The sequence below is a fragment of the Duganella sp. Leaf61 genome (assembly GCF_001421905.1).
Lineage (GTDB): Bacteria > Pseudomonadota > Gammaproteobacteria > Burkholderiales > Burkholderiaceae_D > Rugamonas > Rugamonas zoogloeoides.
This window is the reverse complement of the sequence record NZ_LMLM01000030.1, coordinates 145,988-166,147: the sequence shown is the minus strand read 5'-3', so window position 1 is coordinate 166,147 and position 20,160 is coordinate 145,988. Positions and strand designations below refer to the sequence as shown.

The window sequence follows — 20,160 nt, the reverse complement described above, 5'->3', positions numbered from 1 at the left end:
AGGAGCTTTGACGACATGGGTACCAAACACACTGAAGCTGCGGGCCGGATCGAGCCTTACACCCACCCCGCGGCGGGGTGGGGGGCGCTCAAATACGTGGCCCTCAACCTGTGGCGCGAGCGCGTCGCCGCCGGCAAGTACGGCACCCTGTTTGCCCAGAACCAGCCCGACGGCTTCGATTGCCCCGGCTGCGCCTGGCCCGACCGCGAACACAGTTCCACCTTCGAATTCTGCGAGAACGGCGTCAAGGCGGTGGCGGCGGAGGCCACCAGCAAGCGCGTGACCAACGACTTGTTCAGCCGTTACAGCGTGACCGAGCTGCTGGCGCAGTCGGACTACGAACTCGAACAACATGGCCGCCTGACCGCGCCGATGCGCTACGACGCCGCCACCGACCATTACGTGCCGGTGTCGTGGGACGACGCATTCGCCCTGGTGGCGCGCGAACTCAAGGCGCTAGCCCACCCCGACCAGGCGGCGTTCTACACGTCGGGCCGCGCCAGCAACGAGGCGGCCTTCCTGTACCAGCTGTTCGCGCGCGCCTACGGCACCAACAACTTCCCCGACTGTTCCAATATGTGCCACGAGGCGACTAGCCGGGGACTGCCGGCCTCCGTGGGGGTGGGCAAGGGCACGGTGGTGCTCGAGGATTTCGAGCATGCCGACGTGATAATGATCTTCGGCCAGAACCCGGCAACCAACCATCCGCGCATGCTGGGCGAACTGCGCGACTGCGCCCGGCGCGGCGCCACCATCGTGTCGATCAACCCGTTGCGCGAGCGCGGCCTGGAACGCTTTGCCAGCCCGCAGGACCCGGTGGAAATGATCACCCTGTCGAGCACCCCGATCGCCTCGTTGTTCCTGCAACCGCGCGTGGGCGGCGACTTCGCGCTGATCAAGGCGTTGGCCAAGCGCGTGCTGGAACTCGACGACGCGGCAGTCGCTACAAATGCCGCGCGGGTGCTGGACGTGGCCTTCATCGCCGAGCATACGACCGGCTTCGATGCCTTTACCGCCGACCTGCGGGCCGAAAGCTGGGACGTGCTGCTGGCCGAATCGGGCGTGCCCCGCGCCACCATCGAACAACTGGCGCAGGTGTACGCCAAAGGCGAGCGCGTGATCGCCACCTGGGGCATGGGCATCACCCAGCACAAGAACTCCGTGGCAACCATCCAGATGCTGGCCAACCTGATGCTCATGCGCGGCAATATCGGCCGCCTGGGTGCGGGCCTGTGCCCGGTGCGCGGCCACTCCAACGTGCAGGGCAACCGCACGGTTGGCATCGAGGAGCGGCCGACAGACGCCTTCCTCGACCGAATGGAACAGGTGTTCGGTTTCGAGCAGCCGCGCCACCACGGGCTGGACGTGGTAGCCACCATCGCCGCCATGGCCGCAAAAGAAGTGAAAGTGTTCGTGGGCCTGGGCGGCAATTTTGCCGTCGCCACGCCCGACACCGAGGTGACGTACGCTGCGCTGCGCTCGTGCGCGCTGACCGTGAACATCACCACCAAGCTCAATCGCAGCCACCTGGTGCACGGGCGCGCAGCGCTGATCCTGCCCACGCTGGGGCGCACCGAGATCGATGAACGGCAGGGTGTGCCGCAAGGCGTGACGGTGGAAGATTCGATGAGCATGGTCCACGTCTCGTACGGCATCAACCAGCCGGCGTCGCCGGACCTGCTGTCGGAAGTGGCGATCGTGGCGCGCATGGCCGAAGCCACCCTGGGTTCTGGTCCGGGCGTGGGCCGCGGCAGCCTGGCCTGGGCCACGTACCGCGACGACTATGCCCGCATCCGCGACGATATCGCGCTGGTGTTCGACGACTTCCACGACTACAACGAGCGTATTGCGGCGCCGGGCGGCTTCCACCTGCCGGTGGGACCGCGCCAGATGAAATGGCGCACCGCCAGCGGCAAGGCCACTTTCATCCCCCATGCGGTGGCGGTCGATACGCCGATTGCACGGGCGCGCCAACGCCATGGCGACAAGCTGATGGTGATGATGACCACCCGTTCCCACGACCAGTACAACACCACCATCTATGCGCTGGACGACCGCTATCGCGGCGTGTTCGGCATGCGACGCGTGATCTTCATCAACCAGGCCGACCTCGACATGCTGGGCATGAAGGCGGGCGACTGGGTCGATGTGCGCAGCGTGTGGGTGGAAGACGATGATGGGGTTGAGCGCGAAACGGTGCGCCGCGCCGACGGCTTCATGCTGGTGGCCTACGATATTCCGCGCGGCTGCCTGGGCGCCTACTACCCGGAGACCAATGGCCTGGTGCCGCTGGCCAGCGTGGCCGACGGCGCCGGCACGCCCACGTCGAAATCGATCCCCGTGCTGCTGTCGCCGGGCGCCATGCCTGCCGGCGGCGGCCGATAACTTCCTACCAGCCGCGTTACCGTTTCCGATCGCCGCCCGGCGCAGAGAACGAGGCTGGGCGGCGCAGCTGCAATACCCGGCCTTGCGTCGCTTCCTGGCGCAAGGCCGGCGCATGGGCGCTGGCGCGCAACCGGTCCAGGTGCCAGTCGGGCATGGCCTCGGCCGGCATCGGCCGCGCCACCAGGTAGCCCTGCGCCTGGTCGCAACCGAGTTCGCGCAGCAGCGTCATGTCTTCCACCGTTTCGATCCCCTCCGCCACCGCTGTCACGCCCAACTCGCGCGCGATGGCAATCGCGTGGCGCAGCAGCGGCTTGACGTGCGGGCGCTGCCACGCCCCGTGCACCAGTTGGCAATCCAGTTTCAGCTCGCTGAACGGAAAGCGTGCCAGCCGCAGCATCGACGCATGGCCGGCGCCGTAGTCGTCCAGCGACAGCCCGAAGCCGTGCAGGCGCAGCTTGATCAGCATGCGCAGCGCGGTGGCCAGGTCGGCCACCTCGGCATATTCGACGATCTCGAAAGTGAGGTAAGTGGGCGGGATGCAGGCGCGCGCGACGGCGGCGATCAGTTCACTGGCCAGGTGCGGGTCGGTCAATGACAACGGCGACAGATTGATCGATAGCGGCAGTGCCAGGCCGGAGCGGTTCCAGGCCTGCCAGTCGCGCAGCGCCAGACGCACCACTTCCATCGTCACCTGGTCCATCATGCCGGCCGCTTCCACCTGCGGCAGGAAGTCGCACGGCGCCAGCAGGCCCTGGCCCGGCAAGCGCCAGCGCAGCAGCGCTTCCGCTCCTTGCAACGGTGTCCCCGCGCCTTGCAGCGCCACCTTGGGCTGGTAGTGCAGTTCGAACTGGCCGCTGCGGATGGCATCGTGCACCTGCGCTGTATCCACCGCCAGCGCCGTCCGCGTGTGCGGTGCTTCCCGGCGTGGTCGTGGCGGCATGGCGGGGCCGTCGTGGGTGCATGCGCGGAGCGCGGCGAGTAGAGCCGGAGTCTGCGCCGGCTTGGGCACCATGCCCAGCGCCCGCAAGCCGAGTGTAGTTGCTAATGTGAGCGCCGCGTCCTGGATGCGCTCGCACACGGCGCTGCAAATCACCACGCTGGTGGCTGGCGCCAGCATCGACAGCGCCAGCAGCAGGTCGGCGCCGTCCATGTCGGGCAGGTGCAGGTCGAGGATCACCAGGTCGGGCGCAGCCGGCAGCGATTCAATCAGTTCCAGCCCGGTCGTGCCGTCATGCGCCCAGCCGTTGACGCGCACGCCGCATTGGCGGCAGAGCGCAATGGTGGTCTCGCAGGCGCGCCGGTCGCCGTCGATGACGACCACCCGCAGCGAGTGCTGGCCGGGCGCGAGGCTCATGCCGCGCTCCGTTGCAGCCGGCCCGCCAGCCGCAGCGCCGGCGTTGTCGCCGACGTTGCCGGTTCAGTTGCGGGCGCCCGGCACGGCGCGGCGATGCGGAAGCGGCCCACCGCCTGCGCCAGCCGCACCGACTGCTCCTGCAGCGACTGCGCGGCGGCCGCAACTTGCTCCACCAGCGCGGCGTTCTGCTGCGTGCCCTGGTCCATCTGCACCACGGCGTCGCTGCAGGCGGCGATACCCTGGTGTTGTTCTGCGCTGGCGTGACGGATCTGGCCGAGCAGGTCGGCTACCAGCGCCACGCCGGTCACGATGTCCTGCATCGCCACGTCGGCGGCGCGCACCTGTTCACCGCCGGCGTCGGCTTGCGCCACCGAGGCCTTGATCAGCGTGCCGACCTGGCGTGCGGCGTCGGCCGAGCGGTGCGCGAGTTGCCGCACTTCGCCGGCCACCACCGCGAAGCCGCGCCCCTGTTCGCCAGCGCGCGCCGCCTCCACCGCCGCGTTGAGCGCGAGGATATTGGTCTGGAATGCGAGGGCGTCGATGATGCCGACGATGTCGGCCATCTGCGCCGACGAGGCGCGAATCGCCGCCATGCGGTCGCTCACAGCTGCCACCGCAGCGCCGCCCTTGCCGGCGGCTTGCGAGGCTTGTTGCGCCATGTCGCTGGCGCGCCGCGCATGGTCGGCGTTCTGCTGCACGGTGACGGTCAGCTGTTCCATTGCCGCCACAGTCTCCTGCAGGCTGGCCGCCTGCTGCTCGGTGCGCGCCGACAGATCGAGGTTGCCGCTGGCGATCTGGGTGGAGGCGGCGGCAATCAGGTCGGTGTCGGCGCGCACCTGCGCCACCAGCATTCCGAGGCTGGCGCGCATGCGCTCCATTTCATACAGCATGCTCACCTGGTCGCCGGGACGCAGCGCGATGGCGGCGCTCAGGTCTCCCTCGGCGATGCGGGCGGCGGTGTGTGCGGCCTGGTCAGGTTCGCCGCCTAGCGCGCGGCGCAGGCGCATGATGATCAGCGCAGCGGCCGCGCCCGAGAGCAGCAGCGCTGCCAGGCCCAGTCCCAGCATGGTGGCGCGGTTGCGGGTGTAGACATGCGCCGCGTCTTCGCGGGCCTGGCGCATCAGGGCTACCTCGTTGTCGATCTGGGTCGCCAGCGCAGCGCGGCACGCTTGCAGCATGGCTTTGAGTTCGGTGTTGAGCAAGGTGTTGGCTTCGGCGTTGCGGTCCGCCTGTTCGAGCGCGATCAGGCGCTCCTGGCCGGCGGTATAGCCATCGTAGGCGGTGCGTACCCGGGCCAGCGCGGCGCGCCCCGACGCCGTGACCACGCGGCGGTCCAGCTGGGCGATGGCCGCTTCGATGTCGCGCCGGTAGCCGTGGATGTTTTCGATCTCCTGCATGCGCACGCCGGCGTCGTCGCTGAGCATGATGTTGCGCAGCGAGACCGCGATGTCCGTCACGCGCAGGCGCACGCCGGTGGCCAATTCGATCTTGGGCCAGCGGTCGTCGGCCATGCCGGCAGTGGCGGCATTGAGCTTGGCCTGCTCCTGCAGCGCCAGCGCGATGACGGCGGCCAGCAGGAGGCACATCAGGCCGAAGCCGGCCATCAGCAGGTTGGCGACCTTGATGCGGGAGGTTTTCATGGGGGACCTGTGCGGTGGTGTGGAAGGCTACAGGATAGGGCCGCGCGCGGCCGCGCCATGGCTACAGATCGCGCCATGGCGGGGGAGTACAGTTGTGCGAAAAGTCAGCCGCTGCGACGCAATGGCTCCATCAACTCGCCCGCGACCAGGCCCAGCGTGCGCACCGCCGCTTCCATTGCCGCAGTCCACGGGTAGCTGTAGTTCAGCCGGATATGGTGGCGCCAGGCGCCGCTGGCGGCGAACATGTCGCCGGCGGCCAGGCTGATGCCGCGTTCCTGCGCGCGCGCATACAGTTCCAGCGCCTGCACGCCGGGCGGCAGACCGACCCACAGCAGGTAGCCGCCGGCGGGTGTCGAGACGCTGGTGCCGTCGGGGAAAAAGCGCAGCACGGCCGCCGCCATGATGCTGGCCTGCTGTGCCAGGGTTTTGCGCACCCGCCGCAGGTGGTAGTCGTAACCGTCGGTGCGCAGGTATTCGGCGATCGCCAGTTGCGGCAGCGACGGCATGCTGGGGGAGTTGAGGAACTTGAGCCTTTCCACTTGCGCGTGGCAGCGCCCGGGCAGGGTCCAGCCGATGCGCCAGCCGTTGGTCAGGCTCTTGGAGAACGAATTGCAGTGCATGACCAGGCCGTGCGTGTCGAAGTGCTTGAGGCTTGCCGGATGGCTGTCGCCGTAATACAGCTCGTGATAGACATCGTTCTCGATCACCGGCAGATCGTGGCGCGCCAGCAGGTCCACCAGCGCGCGCTGGCATTCCTCCGGCATGCGGAAGCCCAGCGGGTTCTGGAAGTTGGGCATCACCACGCACGCTGCCACATCGTCCGTCTCGATGGCGCGTTCCAGCGCCGCCAGGTCGATTCCCCGTTGCGGATCGGTGGCGATTTCCAGCACCCGCATACCGAGTCTTCTGACTGCCTGCAGCAGCGCGTAATAGGTGGGCGTTTCCACCGCGATGGCGGCTCCCGGCCGCGCTACCGCTTGCAGGCACAGGTTGATGGCTTCGGTGGCGCCGGCGGTGACGATGATTTCGGACGCATCGACGGCCAGCCCGTTGTCCAGGTGACGGCGGGCGATCTGGCGTATCAGTTCCGGGTTGCCAGGCGGGAGGTCGGACAGCGGCATGCGGCCGCCGCGGCGCCCGATGCTGGTGGCGTAGTGATTGAGGCGGGCCCAAGGGAACAGCGCGGGATCGGGGTAGGGGGAGCCGAACGGCACGCTGCCCTGATCGATCGAGCGCAAGGTGGTGAGCACCAGCGCGCTGATGTCGAGCGATGGCGCGCGCGCCACCTCGGCCGGCGCCGGCGGCAGCGGGGCGGTCGTAGGCAGCGCCACACCGGGCGGGCGACGGCGCACGAAGTAGCCCGATTGCGGCCTGCTTTCGATCACACCCTGGCTCTCGAGCAGCAGGAAGGCGCGGATCACGGTGGAGACGCTGAGGTTGTGGTGCTGGCTGGTCTGGCGCACCGAGGGAATGCGTTCGCCCTCGCGGATTACGCCCTGGGCGATCTGTCCGGCGATGTCCGCCGCCAGCGTCTCATACAGTTTCAAGGCGTTCTCCGAGATGACAATGACCACAGCTTATGCCAACCGGAAGTTACCGGATATTATACTTTGGTTGCTAACGGCGGGCTTCTGGTGACGTTTTACCTATACCGAAGTATAGGGGAGCAAACCATTGGTTACACCTTATAATCCCGTGGATTACTATGATAATGACAAGGTTGACGATGCGTCGGGACGCCAGAACACCGCTGCTTTCCACACTGCTGATCCTCAGCACGCTGCTGATTTTCATCCTCGACACCTTCACGCCGCTCGATGTCGCCATCGCCGTGCTGTACGTGGTGGTGGTGCTGTTGTCGGCAAGCGTATGGCAGCGGCGCGGCGTGCTGTGGACTTGCGGCGCATGCCTGGTGGCCACCGCGCTGTCATACGTGGTGACGCACCTCGACGTGTTTTCGGTCGCGGCGGTAGGGCGCATGGTGGTCAGCATGTCCGCCATCGGCATCGCCACTTTCCTGGTGCTGCGCGGCCAGGAAGCCACCAACGCGCTGCTGGCGCGCGAAAAGGCGCTGCGCCGCAGCCAGGCCTTCCTGGCCGGCTCCCAGCGCATCAGCAAAACCGGCAGTTTCAGCATCAAGACTCCGGGCGGCGACATGTTCTGGTCCGACGAGGCCGCGCGGATTTTCGACTACGCGCCCGACATCACCCCCACCATCGACCTGATACTGGCGCGCACCGCGCCAGACGACCGCGTGATGGTGCGCGCCGCGTTCGACCGCTGCATCGAGTGCCTGGGCAGCGTCGATCTGCGCCATCGCCTGGTGATGGCCGACGGCTCGATCAAGTATGTGCAGGTGCTGGCCGAACCGCTGTTTTCGCGCGATGGCGACTGCGAATATCTCGGTTCGATCACCGACGTCACCGCCGCCGTCGTTTCAGAGCAGGCCTTGCACAACTCGCAGGTGCAGTTGCAGCATGCCACCCGCGTGACCATGCTCGGCGAACTTGCCGCATCCATCGCGCACGAAGTGAACCAGCCGCTGGCCGCCATCTCCACCAACGGCGAGGCCTGTCTGCGCTGGATGAACCGTCCGCAACCGGACCTGGAAGAGGCGCGCTACACCGTCAACGCCATTCTCGAAGCGAGCGCCCGCGCCACCGGCGTGATCAAGCGCATCCGCGCGCTGGCGCGCCGCAGCGACCCGCAGCACCTGAGCCTGGACCTGAACCTGCTGGCGGAGGAAAGCGTGGACCTGGTGCGGCGTGAACTCAACAACCACCGGGTGGCGCTGGTGCTCGAACTGGAAGCCGGCCTGCCGCCGGTCAACGGCGACCGCGTGCAGCTGCAGCAGGTGATCATCAACCTGCTGATGAACGCCATCCAGGCCATGCACCATTGCCCGTCCGGCCAGGCCGTGCTCACGCTGCGCACCGAGCGCCGCGCCAACGGCACGCTGTGGCTGGGCGTGACCGATACCGGTCCCGGCATCCCGCCCGCCGAGATGCCGCGCCTGTTCGAAGCCTTTTACAGCACCAAGCCCGATGGCATGGGCATGGGCCTGCCGATCTGCCGCTCCATCATCGAAACCCACGGTGGCCGCATCTGGGCCGTCGAACCTGCATCCGACGCCCCGGCCGGTGCTACCATCGTGGTTTCCTTACCCGCCATGGATGCTGCATGAATCCACCTGACATCGAACCGCTGATCTACCTGGTGGACGACGACGCGCTGCTGCGCGACGCCATCGGCAGCCTGCTGCGTTCCGTTGGCATGCGGGTGGCCGCCTACCCGTCGGTGGCGGCGTTCCTGGCCGTGCCGCGCGGGGATGTGACCAGCTGCCTGCTGCTCGACGTGCGCCTGCAGGGCGTGAGCGGGCTCGATTTCCAGGCCGACCTCAATCGCGAAGGCGTGCCGCTGCCGGTGATCTTCATGACCGGGCACGGCGACATTCCGATGTCGGTGCGGGCCATGAAGGCGGGCGCCATCGACTTCCTGGCCAAGCCGTTCCGCGACCAGGACCTGCTCGACGCCATCAACGTGGCGCTGCAGGCGGACAGCGCGCGCCGCAGCCGCGACCAGGCGCTGCACGCGGTCACCGCGCGCTACGCCACGCTCACCCCGCGCGAACGCGAAATCATGGCGCTGGCCGCCCGCGGCCTGATGAACAAGCAGATCGCCGGCGAGGTGGGCACCAGTGAAATCACGGTCAAGATCCATCGCGGCAACGCCATGCGCAAGATGGAAGCGAAAACCTTTGCCGACCTGGTACGCATGGCCGAGGCGCTGGGGCTGGCCTGAGCACCGCCCCTCTCATACCCATGTATGATTCCGGGATCCCGCCCGGACCGGTATTGTTCTCCCATGCGCTGGACGGCCGCTAGCCGCCGTTCGAACATGGGAGTACGTAGTGTTTCAACCAGATCCAGATTTTTCCAATATTGCCATCGTTGACGACGACGAGTCGGTGCGGGTGGCCTTGCGCAGCCTGCTGCGCTCCTACGGCTACTCGGCCCATGCCTACGATTCGGCCGGCGCACTGCTGGCCAACGAGGCGCTGGGCGGCTATCACTGCGTGATCACCGACCTGCAAATGCCAGGCATGAGCGGCATCGAGCTGCTCGAGCAGCTGCGCCGGCAGGGCAATGCGCTGCCGCTGATCCTGATGACCGCCTTCCCGGAAGCGACGCTGCGCAAGCGCGCGCTGTCGGGCGGCGCCAGCTGCTTCCTGAGCAAACCATTCGAGGCCAATGCGCTGCTGCGCTGCCTGCGCCAGGCCAGCGGCGCCGAACCCACCCCTCCACTGGAGTAAGCGATGCAACCCTCCGCCAGCCGTTCGCGCCATGTCATATACATCATGCTGCTGCTGGTTATCGCTGCCAGCCTCGCGCTGTCGGCGGCGATGGAGAGGACCGCCAACACCATCCGCCGCAACGAGACGCCGCTGCTCACTGTGATCATCCCGCAGCTGCGCTACCTCGGCGATTTCGAGAGTGCGCTGCTGCGGTACCAGCTGGCGTTCGATAAACGATACACGGAGTCGATTACGCCGGACCGCTTCCGCTTCCTGGAACGCATGGGCCGCAGCGAACTCGATTCCACACTGGGGCAACTGCGGCCCAGCCTGGGCGATGGCCCGGAGCTGGGCGTATTGCGCGACGGCACCCTGCGCATCGTCGCCATGGCGCCCGAATTCGAGCGCCTGGTGGGCGCCGATACCGATGCCAAAGCCGATGCGCATTCCGAGGCCGCGCGCCGCCTGCTGGTGACGATGAACGACGACGTCAAGGCGCTGCGCACGCAAGTCGATGCGATGCAGCTGCGGGTCCAGGAAGCGCTGTACGACAACGGCACGCTGGCTGGCCGCAGCATTTCCTCGATCACCGCGCTGATCCACATTTTCGATGTGCTGGCCGTGCTCACAGGCCTGTTCCTGCTGTACCACGTCCGGGCACGGGTGCGGGTGGAGGATGAACTCAAACACCTGGCCGGCCACGACCCGCTCACCGGACTGCCGCACCGCCGCGCCTTCGAGGCCAGGCTGCACACGCTGGCCGCCCAGCCCGCGAGCAGCGGCCGCCACGCCGTGGTACTGGGCACCATCGACCGCTTTTCGCGCATTATCGGCGGCTTCGGCCACGCTTTCGGCGACCGCGTGATGGTGGGACTGGCGGCCCGTTTGCGGCTGGCGGCCGAGCGCAGCGGCGGTGAAGTGTTCCGCCTCGACGGCGCCAATTTCGCCATCCTGTACCGGGTGGGCTGCGACAGCGTGGAATTCGAGCTGGCGCTGGCCGGCCTGCGCGAGGAAGTGCGCAATCCCTACGACTGCGAAGGCCACGAGATTTTCACCACATTGAGCCTGGGCGCGGCCAGCTATCCGCTGCACGGCCAGTCGCCGCAGGCGCTGCTGCGCCATGCCGATGCCGCGTTGCAGGCGGCGCGCAAGGCCGGCGGCGACAGCCTGGTCACCTATGGCCCGGAACTGACGGCGCAAACCGGCGAGCGGCTGGACATGGAAGCGCTGCTGCGCCACGCCATCGAACGCGACGAACTGGAACTGCATTACCAGCCGCAGCAAGGTTTGCGCGACGGCCGCCTGGTGGGTTTCGAGGCGCTGCTGCGCTGGCGCCGCATGGGACAGCTGATCTCGCCCGCCGATTTCATTCCCATGGCGGAGGAATCGGGCCTGATCGTGCCGATCGGAAAATGGGTGATCGAGGAGGGCTGCCGCCAGGCCGCCGAATGGCACCGCGAAACCGGCCAGGCGGTGCAGGTGGCGATCAATATCTCGCCGCGCCAGTTTGCCGCACCGGGCTTCCTGGCGCACCTGGAAGGCGTGCTGGCCGCCACCGGTGTGGAACCGTCGTCGATCGAGCTGGAAATTACCGAGAGCGTGATGGTGGAAAACGCCGAAATGGCGATTGCGCTGCTGCACCGGCTGCGTGGCCTGGGATTGAAACTGGCCATCGACGATTTCGGCACCGGTTATTCCAGCCTGGCGTACCTGTCGCGCTTCCCGATCCACAAGCTCAAGATCGACCAGTCGTTCGTGCGCAATATGCATACCGTGAGCGAGCAAAGCACGATCGTCCAGGCCACCATCAGCCTCGGTCACAGCCTCGGACTGACCGTGATCGCCGAAGGCGTGGAGACCGAACAGCAGCGCACCATGCTGGCCGCCTGGCGCTGCGACGAAATCCAGGGCTATTGCTACGCCCGCCCACTGCCCGCCGCGATGGCGCGGCGTTTTATCGAGGACGGCCTGCACCTGCAGGCGGCGTAAAGCGCTCCATCGCGTCAACTGAACGCCCTGACAAAACCTCCAGAGCAAGGCGCAGCGACGAAGACAGTACGTTAGTACGGCAAGGAGCTGCAACGCCGCGCTGGAGGTTTTTCAGGCGTTCAGTTGCGGCGGAAGCGTTTGCCCATGCCAGGCTTTAATGTGTCGGCGCAGTCACCGCAAAAACCGTACAGCGACAGCGAGTGCTCGTGCAGCACGAAGTTGCGCTCCCTGGCCACGGCTTCCTGGCGCTGCTCGATGTCGGCGTCGAGGAATTCCTCCATCTTGCCGCAGTTGGTGCAGATCAGGTGGTCGTGGTGGCCGCCTTCATTGAGTTCGAAGACCGAGGCCACCGATTCGAAATGGCGGCGGATCAGGATGCCGGCATCGGCAAACTGCATCAGCACCCGGTACACGGTGGCCAGTCCCATGTCGATCCCCTCGTCATGCAGCAGACGATAGACATCGTCGGCATTCATGTGCTTGGACTTCGATTCCTGGAACAGCTGCAGGATGCGCAGGCGGGGCAGGGTGGCCTTGAGGCCCAGTTTACGGAGTTCTTGTGGAATATCCATGCGGTTGGTCGGCAACAGTACTAAGAAATGATAATGATTCTTATTCGCACTATAGCGGGTATTTGTTTCCTCTGCAACGTACGATTGGCTTGCGCACCACCTTTTTCAGGCGGCGACGTCCTATAATCGACGGTCTCCGTTCCTTACCGCATACAAGCCAGTAACCTCGTGAACTATCCCTTCCTCAACGGCGGCGGCCACATCGCGCAGATCATCGCCTCCTACGACTGGGCCGGTACCGCGCTGGGCGCCATCGACACCTGGCCACAATCGCTCAAGACCACCGTGTCGACCATGTTGCGCTCCACGCTGCCGATGGTGGCGCTGCTGGGCGAGGACGGTGTGATGATTTATAACGACGGCTATTCCGAGTTTGCCGGCCGCCGCCACCCGATGTCGCTCGGTTCCAACGTGCGCGAGTCGTGGCCCGAGGTGGCCGAGCATAACGACTACGTGATCCGGGTGGCGCTGGCCGGCGGCACGCTGGGGTACAAGGACCAGGAAATGACGCTGCTGCGCTCCGGCAAACCGGAGCAGGTGTGGATGAACCTCGACTACGCACCGATCCTGGACGAAGCGGGCAAGCCGTGCGGGGTGCTGGTGGTGGTGGTGGACACCACCGACAAGATCCGCGCCGAGCAGCAGCTGCGCGCCAGCGAAAATACCTTCCGCACCCTGGCCCAGGCGATTCCCAGCCAGGTGTGGTCGGCCGACGCCGACGGTTCGCTCAACTGGTTCAACGAGCAGGTGTACCGCTATTCCGGCACCCAGCCCGGCCAGTTGACCGGCGATGCCTGGACCGTCATCGTCCACGGCGACGACAGCGAGAAGGTGGCCGCTGCCTGGCGCGCCTCGGTCGCCACCGCGCAGAATTTCGAGGTCGAATACCGGATTCGCCGCGCGGACGGCGCCTGGCGCTGGCACATCGTGCGCGCCATGCCCATCATCGACGACAACGGCGTGGTGCAGCGCTGGGTAGGCACCAGCACCGATATCGAGGACCAGAAAGCCACCGCCAGCAAATTGCAGCTGCAAGTGGCCGAGCGCACGGCGGAGCGCGACCGCATGTGGCGCCACGCCACCGATGTCATGCTGGTGACCACGCTCGACGGCTGGATCACCGCCGCCAATCCGGCCTTTACCCGCCTGCTGGGCTGGGACGAGGCAGAAATCATCGGTACCTCGATCCACAAGATCATCCACCCGGACGACGCCCAGTCGTCGATTGCCGAAATGGACTCGCTGGCGCAGGGTCACAGCACCTTCAAATTCGAGAACCGCACGCTGCGCAAGGGCGGCGGCCATGCCATCCTGTCCTGGACCGCCGTGCCGGACGAGGGCTTCATCCACGCCGTGGGCCGCGACATGACGGCGGAACGGGCGGCCGCCGAAGAGATGCGCCGCACGTCGCTCAAATTGCAGCAGGCGCAGAAGATGGAAGCGATCGGCAAGCTCACGGGCGGCGTGGCGCACGACTTCAACAACCTGTTGCAGGTCATCTCCGGCAATCTGCAACTGCTGGCTGCCGACGTGGCCGACATGCCGCGCGCCCAGCGCCGCGTGGAACAGGCGCTGGCCGGCGTCACCCGTGGCGCCAAGCTGGCCAGCTACCTGCTGGCGTTCGGCCGGCGCCAGGCGCTCGATCCGCGCGTGGTGCGCATCGGCCGCTTCATCGCCGGCATGGAAGACATGCTGCGGCGCAGCCTGGGCGAGGAAATCGAGGTGGAAACCGTGATCTCGGGCGGTCTGTGGAACACGCTGGTCGATACCGCCCAGGTGGAAAACGCGGTGCTCAACCTGTGCATCAACGCGCGCGACGCCATGGACGGCGTCGGCAAGCTCACCATCGAGGTAGGCAACGCCATGCTCGACGACCACTACGCACGGAACCACCCGGAACTGTCTCCCGGCCAGTACGTGATGATCGCCGTCAGCGACACCGGCACCGGCATGTCGCCCGAGATCATGGCGCAGGCCTTCGACCCGTTCTTTTCCACCAAGCCCGAAGGCAAGGGCAGCGGCCTGGGACTGTCGATGGTGTATGGCTTCGTGCGCCAGTCCGGCGGCCACGTGCAGATCTACAGCGAGCCCGGTTGCGGCACCACGGTCAAACTGTACCTGCCGCGCTCCACCGATATCGAGGACGCCCCGGCGCCGCCGGAAATGCGCGCCGTGGTCGGCGGCCAGGAGACCATCCTGGTGGCAGAAGATGACGAAGGCGTGCGCGCCACCGTGGTCGAAATGCTGGGCGAACTCGGTTACCGGGTTTTAAAGGCAAACGACGCCGCCAGCGCGCTGTCCATCATCGACAGCGGCATGCCGATCGACCTGCTGTTTACCGACGTGGTGATGCCCGGCCCGTTGCGCAGTCCCGAACTGGCGCGCAAGGCGCGCGAACGCCTGCCCGGCATCGCCGTGCTGTTTACCTCCGGGTACACCGAGAACGCCATCGTCCATGGCGGCCGACTCGACGCCGGCGTGGACTTGCTGGGCAAGCCGTACACCCGCGAAGCGCTGGCGCGCAAGGTGCGCCATGTCCTGGCCAACCGCCAGCATGCGGCGCAACTGGCGGCGCAGCCGGCAGCAGCGATGCTGGCCCAGTTGACGCGCAGGACGGAGGTGGTCGAGGCGCCGGAGATGGCTGAACATGCCGAACTGGCGGAAGCTGGCGACGCGGCCGATACATCGGCGGATACGACCGACATGGCGGCCACCTCTGTAACGGCGACGATGGCGCCTGATCAGATGCCCGGCGAGCCTGCAGGGCAGCCGGATGACGGCCACCGGGACGCCGGCCACCGGGATGCCGGCCACCGGGACGCCGGCCGCCGGAGTGCCGGCCACCGGGACGCCGGCCGCCGCATCCTGCTGGTCGAGGACGAACCGGAACTGCGCGAGACCACCGCCGAACTGCTCGAACTGCTGGGCCACCAGGTCAGCGCCTGCGGCGACGCTTCCAGCGCCTTGGCCGCGCTGGACGGTGGCGAGTTCGACATCATGCTCACCGATATTTCGCTGCCCGACCTGTCGGGCGAGGTACTGGCCGCGCGCGCGCTGGCGTTGCGACCAGGCCTGCGGGTGATTTTTGCCAGCGGTCAGACGCCGAGATCCATGCTCGATGGCGCGCAATTGCTGCTCAAGCCGTTCAGCATCGACCAACTGGTGGAAGCGCTGGCACGCATCTGACCAGGGGTGCCAAAATCCCGCTGGTTTAGTAATACAAAGTAACTATTGGTGTATTTCTATCAAACAATTGGTGGTTTTTGGTGAGAATCTTTGGTATATTTCCGTATGGCATGAAATTGGCCATTGGGTAGTGCTGGTAACACCTCATCGCGCCCGGCTCCGGCTGGTTGCGCAGGGCCGCATTGATGCGGCCCGTCCGAATTCCTGCCCCCCATTTTTTAGTTAGTGCAGACGCCCGTCCGGGCCCGCCCGCGCGCGTTCGCCGGTAGGCCCGTGGCATGGGCGAGGAGCTTCACATGATCGTTCAACTGTTTGCGCGCTGGCTGCGCCGCGGGCTCGATACCTATATCTCGCTGCCGCTGTTCGCGCTGGCGCTGCTGGCCGGCCTGTGGCTGCTGTCTTGGCACGACATCGAGCAGGGCCGCGAACGCGCCCGCGCCGCTGCCGTCAACACGGTAGGCGAAATATTGGGCACCTACGAGGCGCAAGTGGCGCGCAGCGTGGACAGCATCGACCAGACCCTGCGCGTGATGAAGTACGCGGTCGAGCGCAGCGGTTCGCCGGGTGCGCTGACCGAGCTCGCGCGCGAAGGCCTGCTGCCCCCCAGCATGGTGTTCGCCGTGAGCATGGCCGATCGCGACGGCATGGTGGTGGCCAGCAATCCGCGCGCGCAACCGCTCTCGGTGGCCGATCAGGCCTATTTCCTGTATCACCAGCAGCGCGACAGCGGCGGCATTTTTGTCAGCCACGCCCAGCGCGACGCCGTCAAGTCCGACGCCCACCTGCATTTCACGCGCAGGCTGGACGACGCCCGTGGCAATTTCGCCGGCATCGTCATGCTGGAAACCGATCCCGCCTATTTCACCAGCGACTACGAGCGCAGCCGCCTGGGTGAACGCGGCATGCTGGCGCTGGTCGGCGCCGACGACGTGGTGCGCGCGCTGCGCGTGGGCGACCAGGTGTCGTACGGCCAGCAACTGCCTGCCGGTGGTGCCGATGTGGACGACGGCGTGAAGCGCTTTGCCGCCGCGCGCGAGCTGCACCAGGTGCCGCTGCGGGTGGTGGCGGGCCTCGACGAGAACGAACAGATGGCGCCGTTCGAGCGCGAGACGCGCGACAAGCTGTGGGTCATGGCCATGGTCAGCCTGGTGCTGATCGTGGGCACTGTGCTGCTGTGGATCTGGGCCTGGCAGGGCGCGCGCAACCGCACCCGCGTGCGCCGTGCGCGCGAAACCTTTGCTGCCGCTTCTGCCGCCAGCCTGGACGCCTTCTTCGTGCTGCGCGAATTGCGCGACGCCGGCAATGCCATCACCGACTTCCGCTTCATCGACGTCAATGCCCGCGCCGAGCGCATGACCGGCATGTCGCGCGCCGAATTGTGTTCGATGACGCTGCTGGAAATGATCCCGGAAGCGCGCAAGGGCGGCATGTTCCAGTTGCTGGTGCAGGCCAGCGAGGACGGCGGTGTGCATGAGCGCGAATGGGAAAATACCACCCAGCCGCGCTACCCGCGCTGGATGCAGAAGCAGGTGGTGTCGGTGGAAGGCGGCATCGTTGCCATCGTGCGCGACATCACCGAGCGCAAGCTGGCCGAGGAACACATGCTGCACCTGGCCCACCACGACAACCTCACCGGCCTGCCCAACCGTATCCGCATCACCGAGCGTCTGAGCCAGATGGTGGCCGATGGCGGCTCCGTGATGGTCGCGTTTATCGACCTCGATGGCTTCAAGCTGGTCAACGATGGCCTGGGCCACAACGCCGGCGACGAACTGCTCAAGGTGGTGGCCGAGCGCATGGCGGGCTGCGTGCGCGCCGGCGACACGGTGGGCCGTTTCGGCGGCGACGAATTCGTGCTGATGCTCGATGCCGAGGGCGCCGACCAGTCGGCGCGCGCAACCGCCGTGATCGAGCGCGTGCGCCACGCGGTGCTGCAATCGATGTGCGTGGCAGGGCAGGAGGTGCAGGTCAGCTGCAGCATCGGCGTGGCCGTCTATCCGCACGATGGCGGCGACGCCGAAACCCTGCTGATGCATGCCGACGCCGCCATGTACCGGGCCAAGGACCTGGGCAAGAACAATTACCAGTTCTACACCCGCGAAATGAACGTCAATATCGAGGAAAAGCTGCGCCTGATGGAAGGGTTGCGCGTCGCCCTCGACCTGCAGCAGTTCCACCTGATGTACCAGCCCAAGGTGGACATGCGCAGCGGCCGCATCTTCGGCTGCGAGGCGCTGGTGCGCTGGGACGATCCGGCGCGCGGCGTGATCGGGCCCGATCGCTTCATCCCGCTGGCCGAGGAAAGCGGCATGATCGTGGCGCTCGGCGAATGGGTGCTGCGCACCGCCTGCTTCCAGAACCAGGCCTGGCAGGACGCCGGCCTGGCGCCGCTGCGCATCTCCGTCAACGTCTCGCCGCGCCAGTTCGAGGAGCAGGGCCTGGTGGACCGCGTGGCGCGCGCGCTGGCCGACAGCGGCATGGAGCCGCGCTGGCTGGAGCTGGAAGTGACCGAAGGCGTGATCATGCGCGACCTGGCGCAGGCGGTGGAAAAGATGGGGCAGTTGCGGGCGATGGGCGTGTTCCTGTCGATCGACGACTTCGGCACCGGCTATTCGAGCCTGTCGGCCTTGAAGTCGTTCCCGATCAGCACCCTCAAGATCGACAAGTCCTTCGTGCGCGACCTGGGCCGCAGCGACGGCGACGAGGCCATCGCCAGCTCCATCATCGGCCTGGCGCACCGCCTGAAGCTGCGCGTGATCGCCGAGGGCGTGGAGACCGAGCAGCAGCGCAGCTTCCTGTCCGAGAACGGCTGCGACGAATTGCAGGGCTATTTGATCAGCCGTCCGTTGCCGCCGGAGCGGCTGGCGTTGATGCTCAATCCCGCCGATTTGATTGCCGCCTGAGCCGGCGTAACCGCTGTTGTACAATCGTTTTCCAACGTTTATGCAGACAGGAAGACATACATGGCTATTCGCGTACACCATCTCAACAAAAGCCGCTCGCAGCGCATCGTCTGGCTGCTCGAAGAACTGGGACTGCCGTACGAACTGGTACGCTACCAGCGCGACGCCATCACCAATTTCGCCCCGCCCGAACTCAAGGCCATCCACCCGCTGGGCAAATCGCCGCTGCTTGAAGACGACGGTGTGCTGATCGAGGAATCGGGCGCCATCGTCCAGTACCTGCTGGACCGCTACGGCAAGGGCGCGCTGCAACCGGCGGCCGGCACGCCCGCCGCGCTGCGCCACCTGCAACTGATGCACTTCGCCGAAGGCTCGGCCATGATCCCGCTGCTGCTGCGCATTTACGTTTCGCGCCTGGGCGACGGCGGCGTGCCGCTGCACGGTCGCATCGACAGCGAAGTGACGAACCATTTCGACTACCTGGAAAGCATCCTCGAACCATCGGGCTACTTCATCGGCGACAGCCTGACCGGCGCCGACATCATGCTCAGCTTCCCGGTCGGCATCGCCGTCAAACAGCCCGAAGGCCGCCGCTGGCCGCGCCTGCAAGCCTTCACCGCCGCCATCGAAGCGCGTCCGGCGTGGCAGAAGGCGATGGCGGCGACCGAGGGTTGATGCTGCACTGACCCCTCGCTTCCGGTTCGTGCCCGAGTCGTTGAGCCTACATGGTCAACACGATCTTCCCGACATTCAGACCATCTTCCATGCGCTGCTGCGCGGCGCCGGCCTGGGACAGCGGGAAGACGCTGTCGATGACCGGGGTCAGGCCATCCTTGCCGAACTGCGACAGCCAGCGTTCCTTGAAGCGGCGCGACATGGCGTGCTTGACTTCCTGGCTGCGCGACTTCATCACCGTGCCGATGATGTGGAGGTGGCGGTACAGCAGGCGGTCGAGCGGGATTTTTGCGTTCTCGATGCCGCCCATGATCCCGATCTGCACCAGGCGCCCGCCGAAGTTCAGCGCATTGACGTTGCGCTCGAAGTACGGCGCGCCGATGAAGTCGAGGATCACGTCCACGCCGCAGTTGTCGGTCAGCGTTGCCACCACCTGCGCGAAGTCTTCATGCTCATAGTCGATGGCGTGGTGGGCGCCCATGCGGCGCACCAGGTCGTGGGCGCTTGCCTGCGCGGTCGTGATCACGGTGGCGCCGGCCGCGCGCGCCAGCTGCACGGCCGCGCCGCCCACGCCGCCGGCGCCGGCGTGGATCAGCACCGTTTCGCCTTTTTCCAGCCTGCCCAGGTGGAGCAAGGCTTCGTGCGCGGTGACGAAGACTTCGGTGATTGCCGCCGCCTGGATATAGTCGAGGCCTGCGGGAATCGGCATCGCCATGCGGTGGTCGATGCGAGAGACTTCGGCATACGCGCCGCCACCGACGATGCCCATCACGCGGTCGCCGAACTTGAAGTCCTTGACGTTGGCGCCGACGGCAATCACCTCGCCGGCGATTTCCAGGCCCATGATGGTGGAGTCGCCGAAGTCGGGCCAGCCATAGCCGCCGCGCCGGTGGGTGAGGTCGGCGCGATTGACGCCGGCCGCGTGGGTGCGCACGATCAGGTCGTCGGGACGCAGTATTGGTTCGGGCACGTCGCCCAGTGTGAGGACGTCGCTGGCGCCAAATTTGTCGAAGGTGATGGCTTTCATGATGGGTTCCTGAAAAAGTAGAGGTGAATCGAGCTTAACGACGAACCACCGGTTTGATAATCTGCCCCTGCCGACTAACCGCTGTGCACACCGCGCACAAGTGGTGGCAGTTCACCGCCAGCCCACGCGGCCGCG

Annotated in this window: 13 protein-coding genes; 8 read left to right on the top strand and 5 right to left on the bottom strand. The window is 66.5% G+C overall.

Annotated elements, in window-relative coordinates; translation table 11 throughout:
* Window positions 1-15 precede the first annotated feature (15 nt).
* Window positions 16-2,385, top strand: a complete 2,370-nt coding sequence (locus ASF04_RS20970) for an FdhF/YdeP family oxidoreductase (RefSeq protein ID WP_056146285.1) — start codon at window positions 16-18, stop codon at window positions 2,383-2,385.
* A 16-nt stretch (window positions 2,386-2,401) separates the two neighbouring features.
* Here the strand turns inward: ASF04_RS20970 and ASF04_RS20965 are convergent, their stop codons facing one another.
* From ASF04_RS20965 to ASF04_RS20955, 3 genes are all read right to left on the bottom strand, one after another.
* Window positions 2,402-3,739, bottom strand: coding sequence for an EAL domain-containing response regulator (locus ASF04_RS20965; RefSeq protein ID WP_056146282.1), 1,338 nt, complete (start codon window positions 3,737-3,739; stop codon window positions 2,402-2,404).
* Window positions 3,736-5,379 carry a methyl-accepting chemotaxis protein gene (locus tag ASF04_RS20960; RefSeq protein ID WP_056146280.1) on the bottom strand — a complete coding sequence of 548 codons (1,644 nt, stop codon included), beginning with the start codon at window positions 5,377-5,379 and terminating at the stop codon, window positions 3,736-3,738. The genes ASF04_RS20965 and ASF04_RS20960 overlap by 4 nt, the downstream gene beginning before the upstream one ends.
* A gap of 104 nt (window positions 5,380-5,483) precedes the next feature.
* On the bottom strand, window positions 5,484-6,926 hold the full coding sequence (locus ASF04_RS20955; RefSeq protein ID WP_056146614.1) for a PLP-dependent aminotransferase family protein: 1,443 nt from the start codon (window positions 6,924-6,926) through the stop codon (window positions 5,484-5,486).
* 179 nt (window positions 6,927-7,105) lie between these two features.
* On the opposite strand from ASF04_RS20955, the gene ASF04_RS20950 reads away from it, so the two are divergent.
* From ASF04_RS20950 to ASF04_RS20935, 4 genes are all read left to right on the top strand, one after another.
* Window positions 7,106-8,563, top strand: a complete 1,458-nt coding sequence (locus tag ASF04_RS20950; RefSeq protein WP_056146277.1) for a sensor histidine kinase — start codon at window positions 7,106-7,108, stop codon at window positions 8,561-8,563.
* Window positions 8,560-9,180 carry a response regulator transcription factor gene (locus ASF04_RS20945; protein ID WP_056146274.1) on the top strand — a complete coding sequence of 207 codons (621 nt, stop codon included), beginning with the start codon at window positions 8,560-8,562 and terminating at the stop codon, window positions 9,178-9,180. The genes ASF04_RS20950 and ASF04_RS20945 overlap by 4 nt, the downstream gene beginning before the upstream one ends.
* A gap of 109 nt (window positions 9,181-9,289) precedes the next feature.
* The gene (locus ASF04_RS20940) at window positions 9,290-9,691 is read left to right on the top strand and encodes a response regulator transcription factor (protein WP_056146271.1); all 402 of its coding nucleotides are present in this window, start codon (window positions 9,290-9,292) and stop codon (window positions 9,689-9,691) included.
* Between the two features lie 3 nt (window positions 9,692-9,694).
* Window positions 9,695-11,662, top strand: a complete 1,968-nt coding sequence (locus ASF04_RS20935) for a bifunctional diguanylate cyclase/phosphodiesterase (RefSeq protein WP_056146270.1) — start codon at window positions 9,695-9,697, stop codon at window positions 11,660-11,662.
* Between the two features lie 119 nt (window positions 11,663-11,781).
* Here the strand turns inward: ASF04_RS20935 and fur are convergent, their stop codons facing one another.
* Window positions 11,782-12,234 carry a ferric iron uptake transcriptional regulator gene (gene fur / locus ASF04_RS20930; RefSeq protein WP_056146266.1) on the bottom strand — a complete coding sequence of 151 codons (453 nt, stop codon included), beginning with the start codon at window positions 12,232-12,234 and terminating at the stop codon, window positions 11,782-11,784.
* Between the two features lie 168 nt (window positions 12,235-12,402).
* On the opposite strand from fur, the gene ASF04_RS20925 reads away from it, so the two are divergent.
* The 3 genes from ASF04_RS20925 to ASF04_RS20915 all read left to right on the top strand — a co-directional run bounded on the left by ASF04_RS20925 (window position 12,403) and on the right by ASF04_RS20915 (window position 18,998).
* A complete protein-coding gene (locus ASF04_RS20925; protein WP_056146262.1) occupies window positions 12,403-15,420 on the top strand; it encodes a PAS domain S-box protein in 3,018 nt (1,005 codons plus the stop codon).
* Window positions 15,421-15,716: 296 nt separating this feature from the next.
* Entirely contained in the window at window positions 15,717-18,323 is a 2,607-nt protein-coding gene (locus ASF04_RS20920) for an EAL domain-containing protein (RefSeq protein WP_056146260.1), read from the top strand.
* Window positions 18,324-18,383: 60 nt separating this feature from the next.
* Window positions 18,384-18,998 (top strand): glutathione S-transferase family protein, encoded by a 615-nt coding sequence (locus ASF04_RS20915; RefSeq protein ID WP_056146257.1) that lies wholly within the window; start codon window positions 18,384-18,386, stop codon window positions 18,996-18,998.
* 46 nt (window positions 18,999-19,044) lie between these two features.
* Here ASF04_RS20915 and ASF04_RS20910 read toward each other — a convergent pair whose 3' ends face one another.
* A complete protein-coding gene (locus tag ASF04_RS20910; RefSeq protein ID WP_056146254.1) occupies window positions 19,045-20,025 on the bottom strand; it encodes an NAD(P)H-quinone oxidoreductase in 981 nt (326 codons plus the stop codon).
* Between the last annotated feature and the right edge of the window lie 135 nt (window positions 20,026-20,160).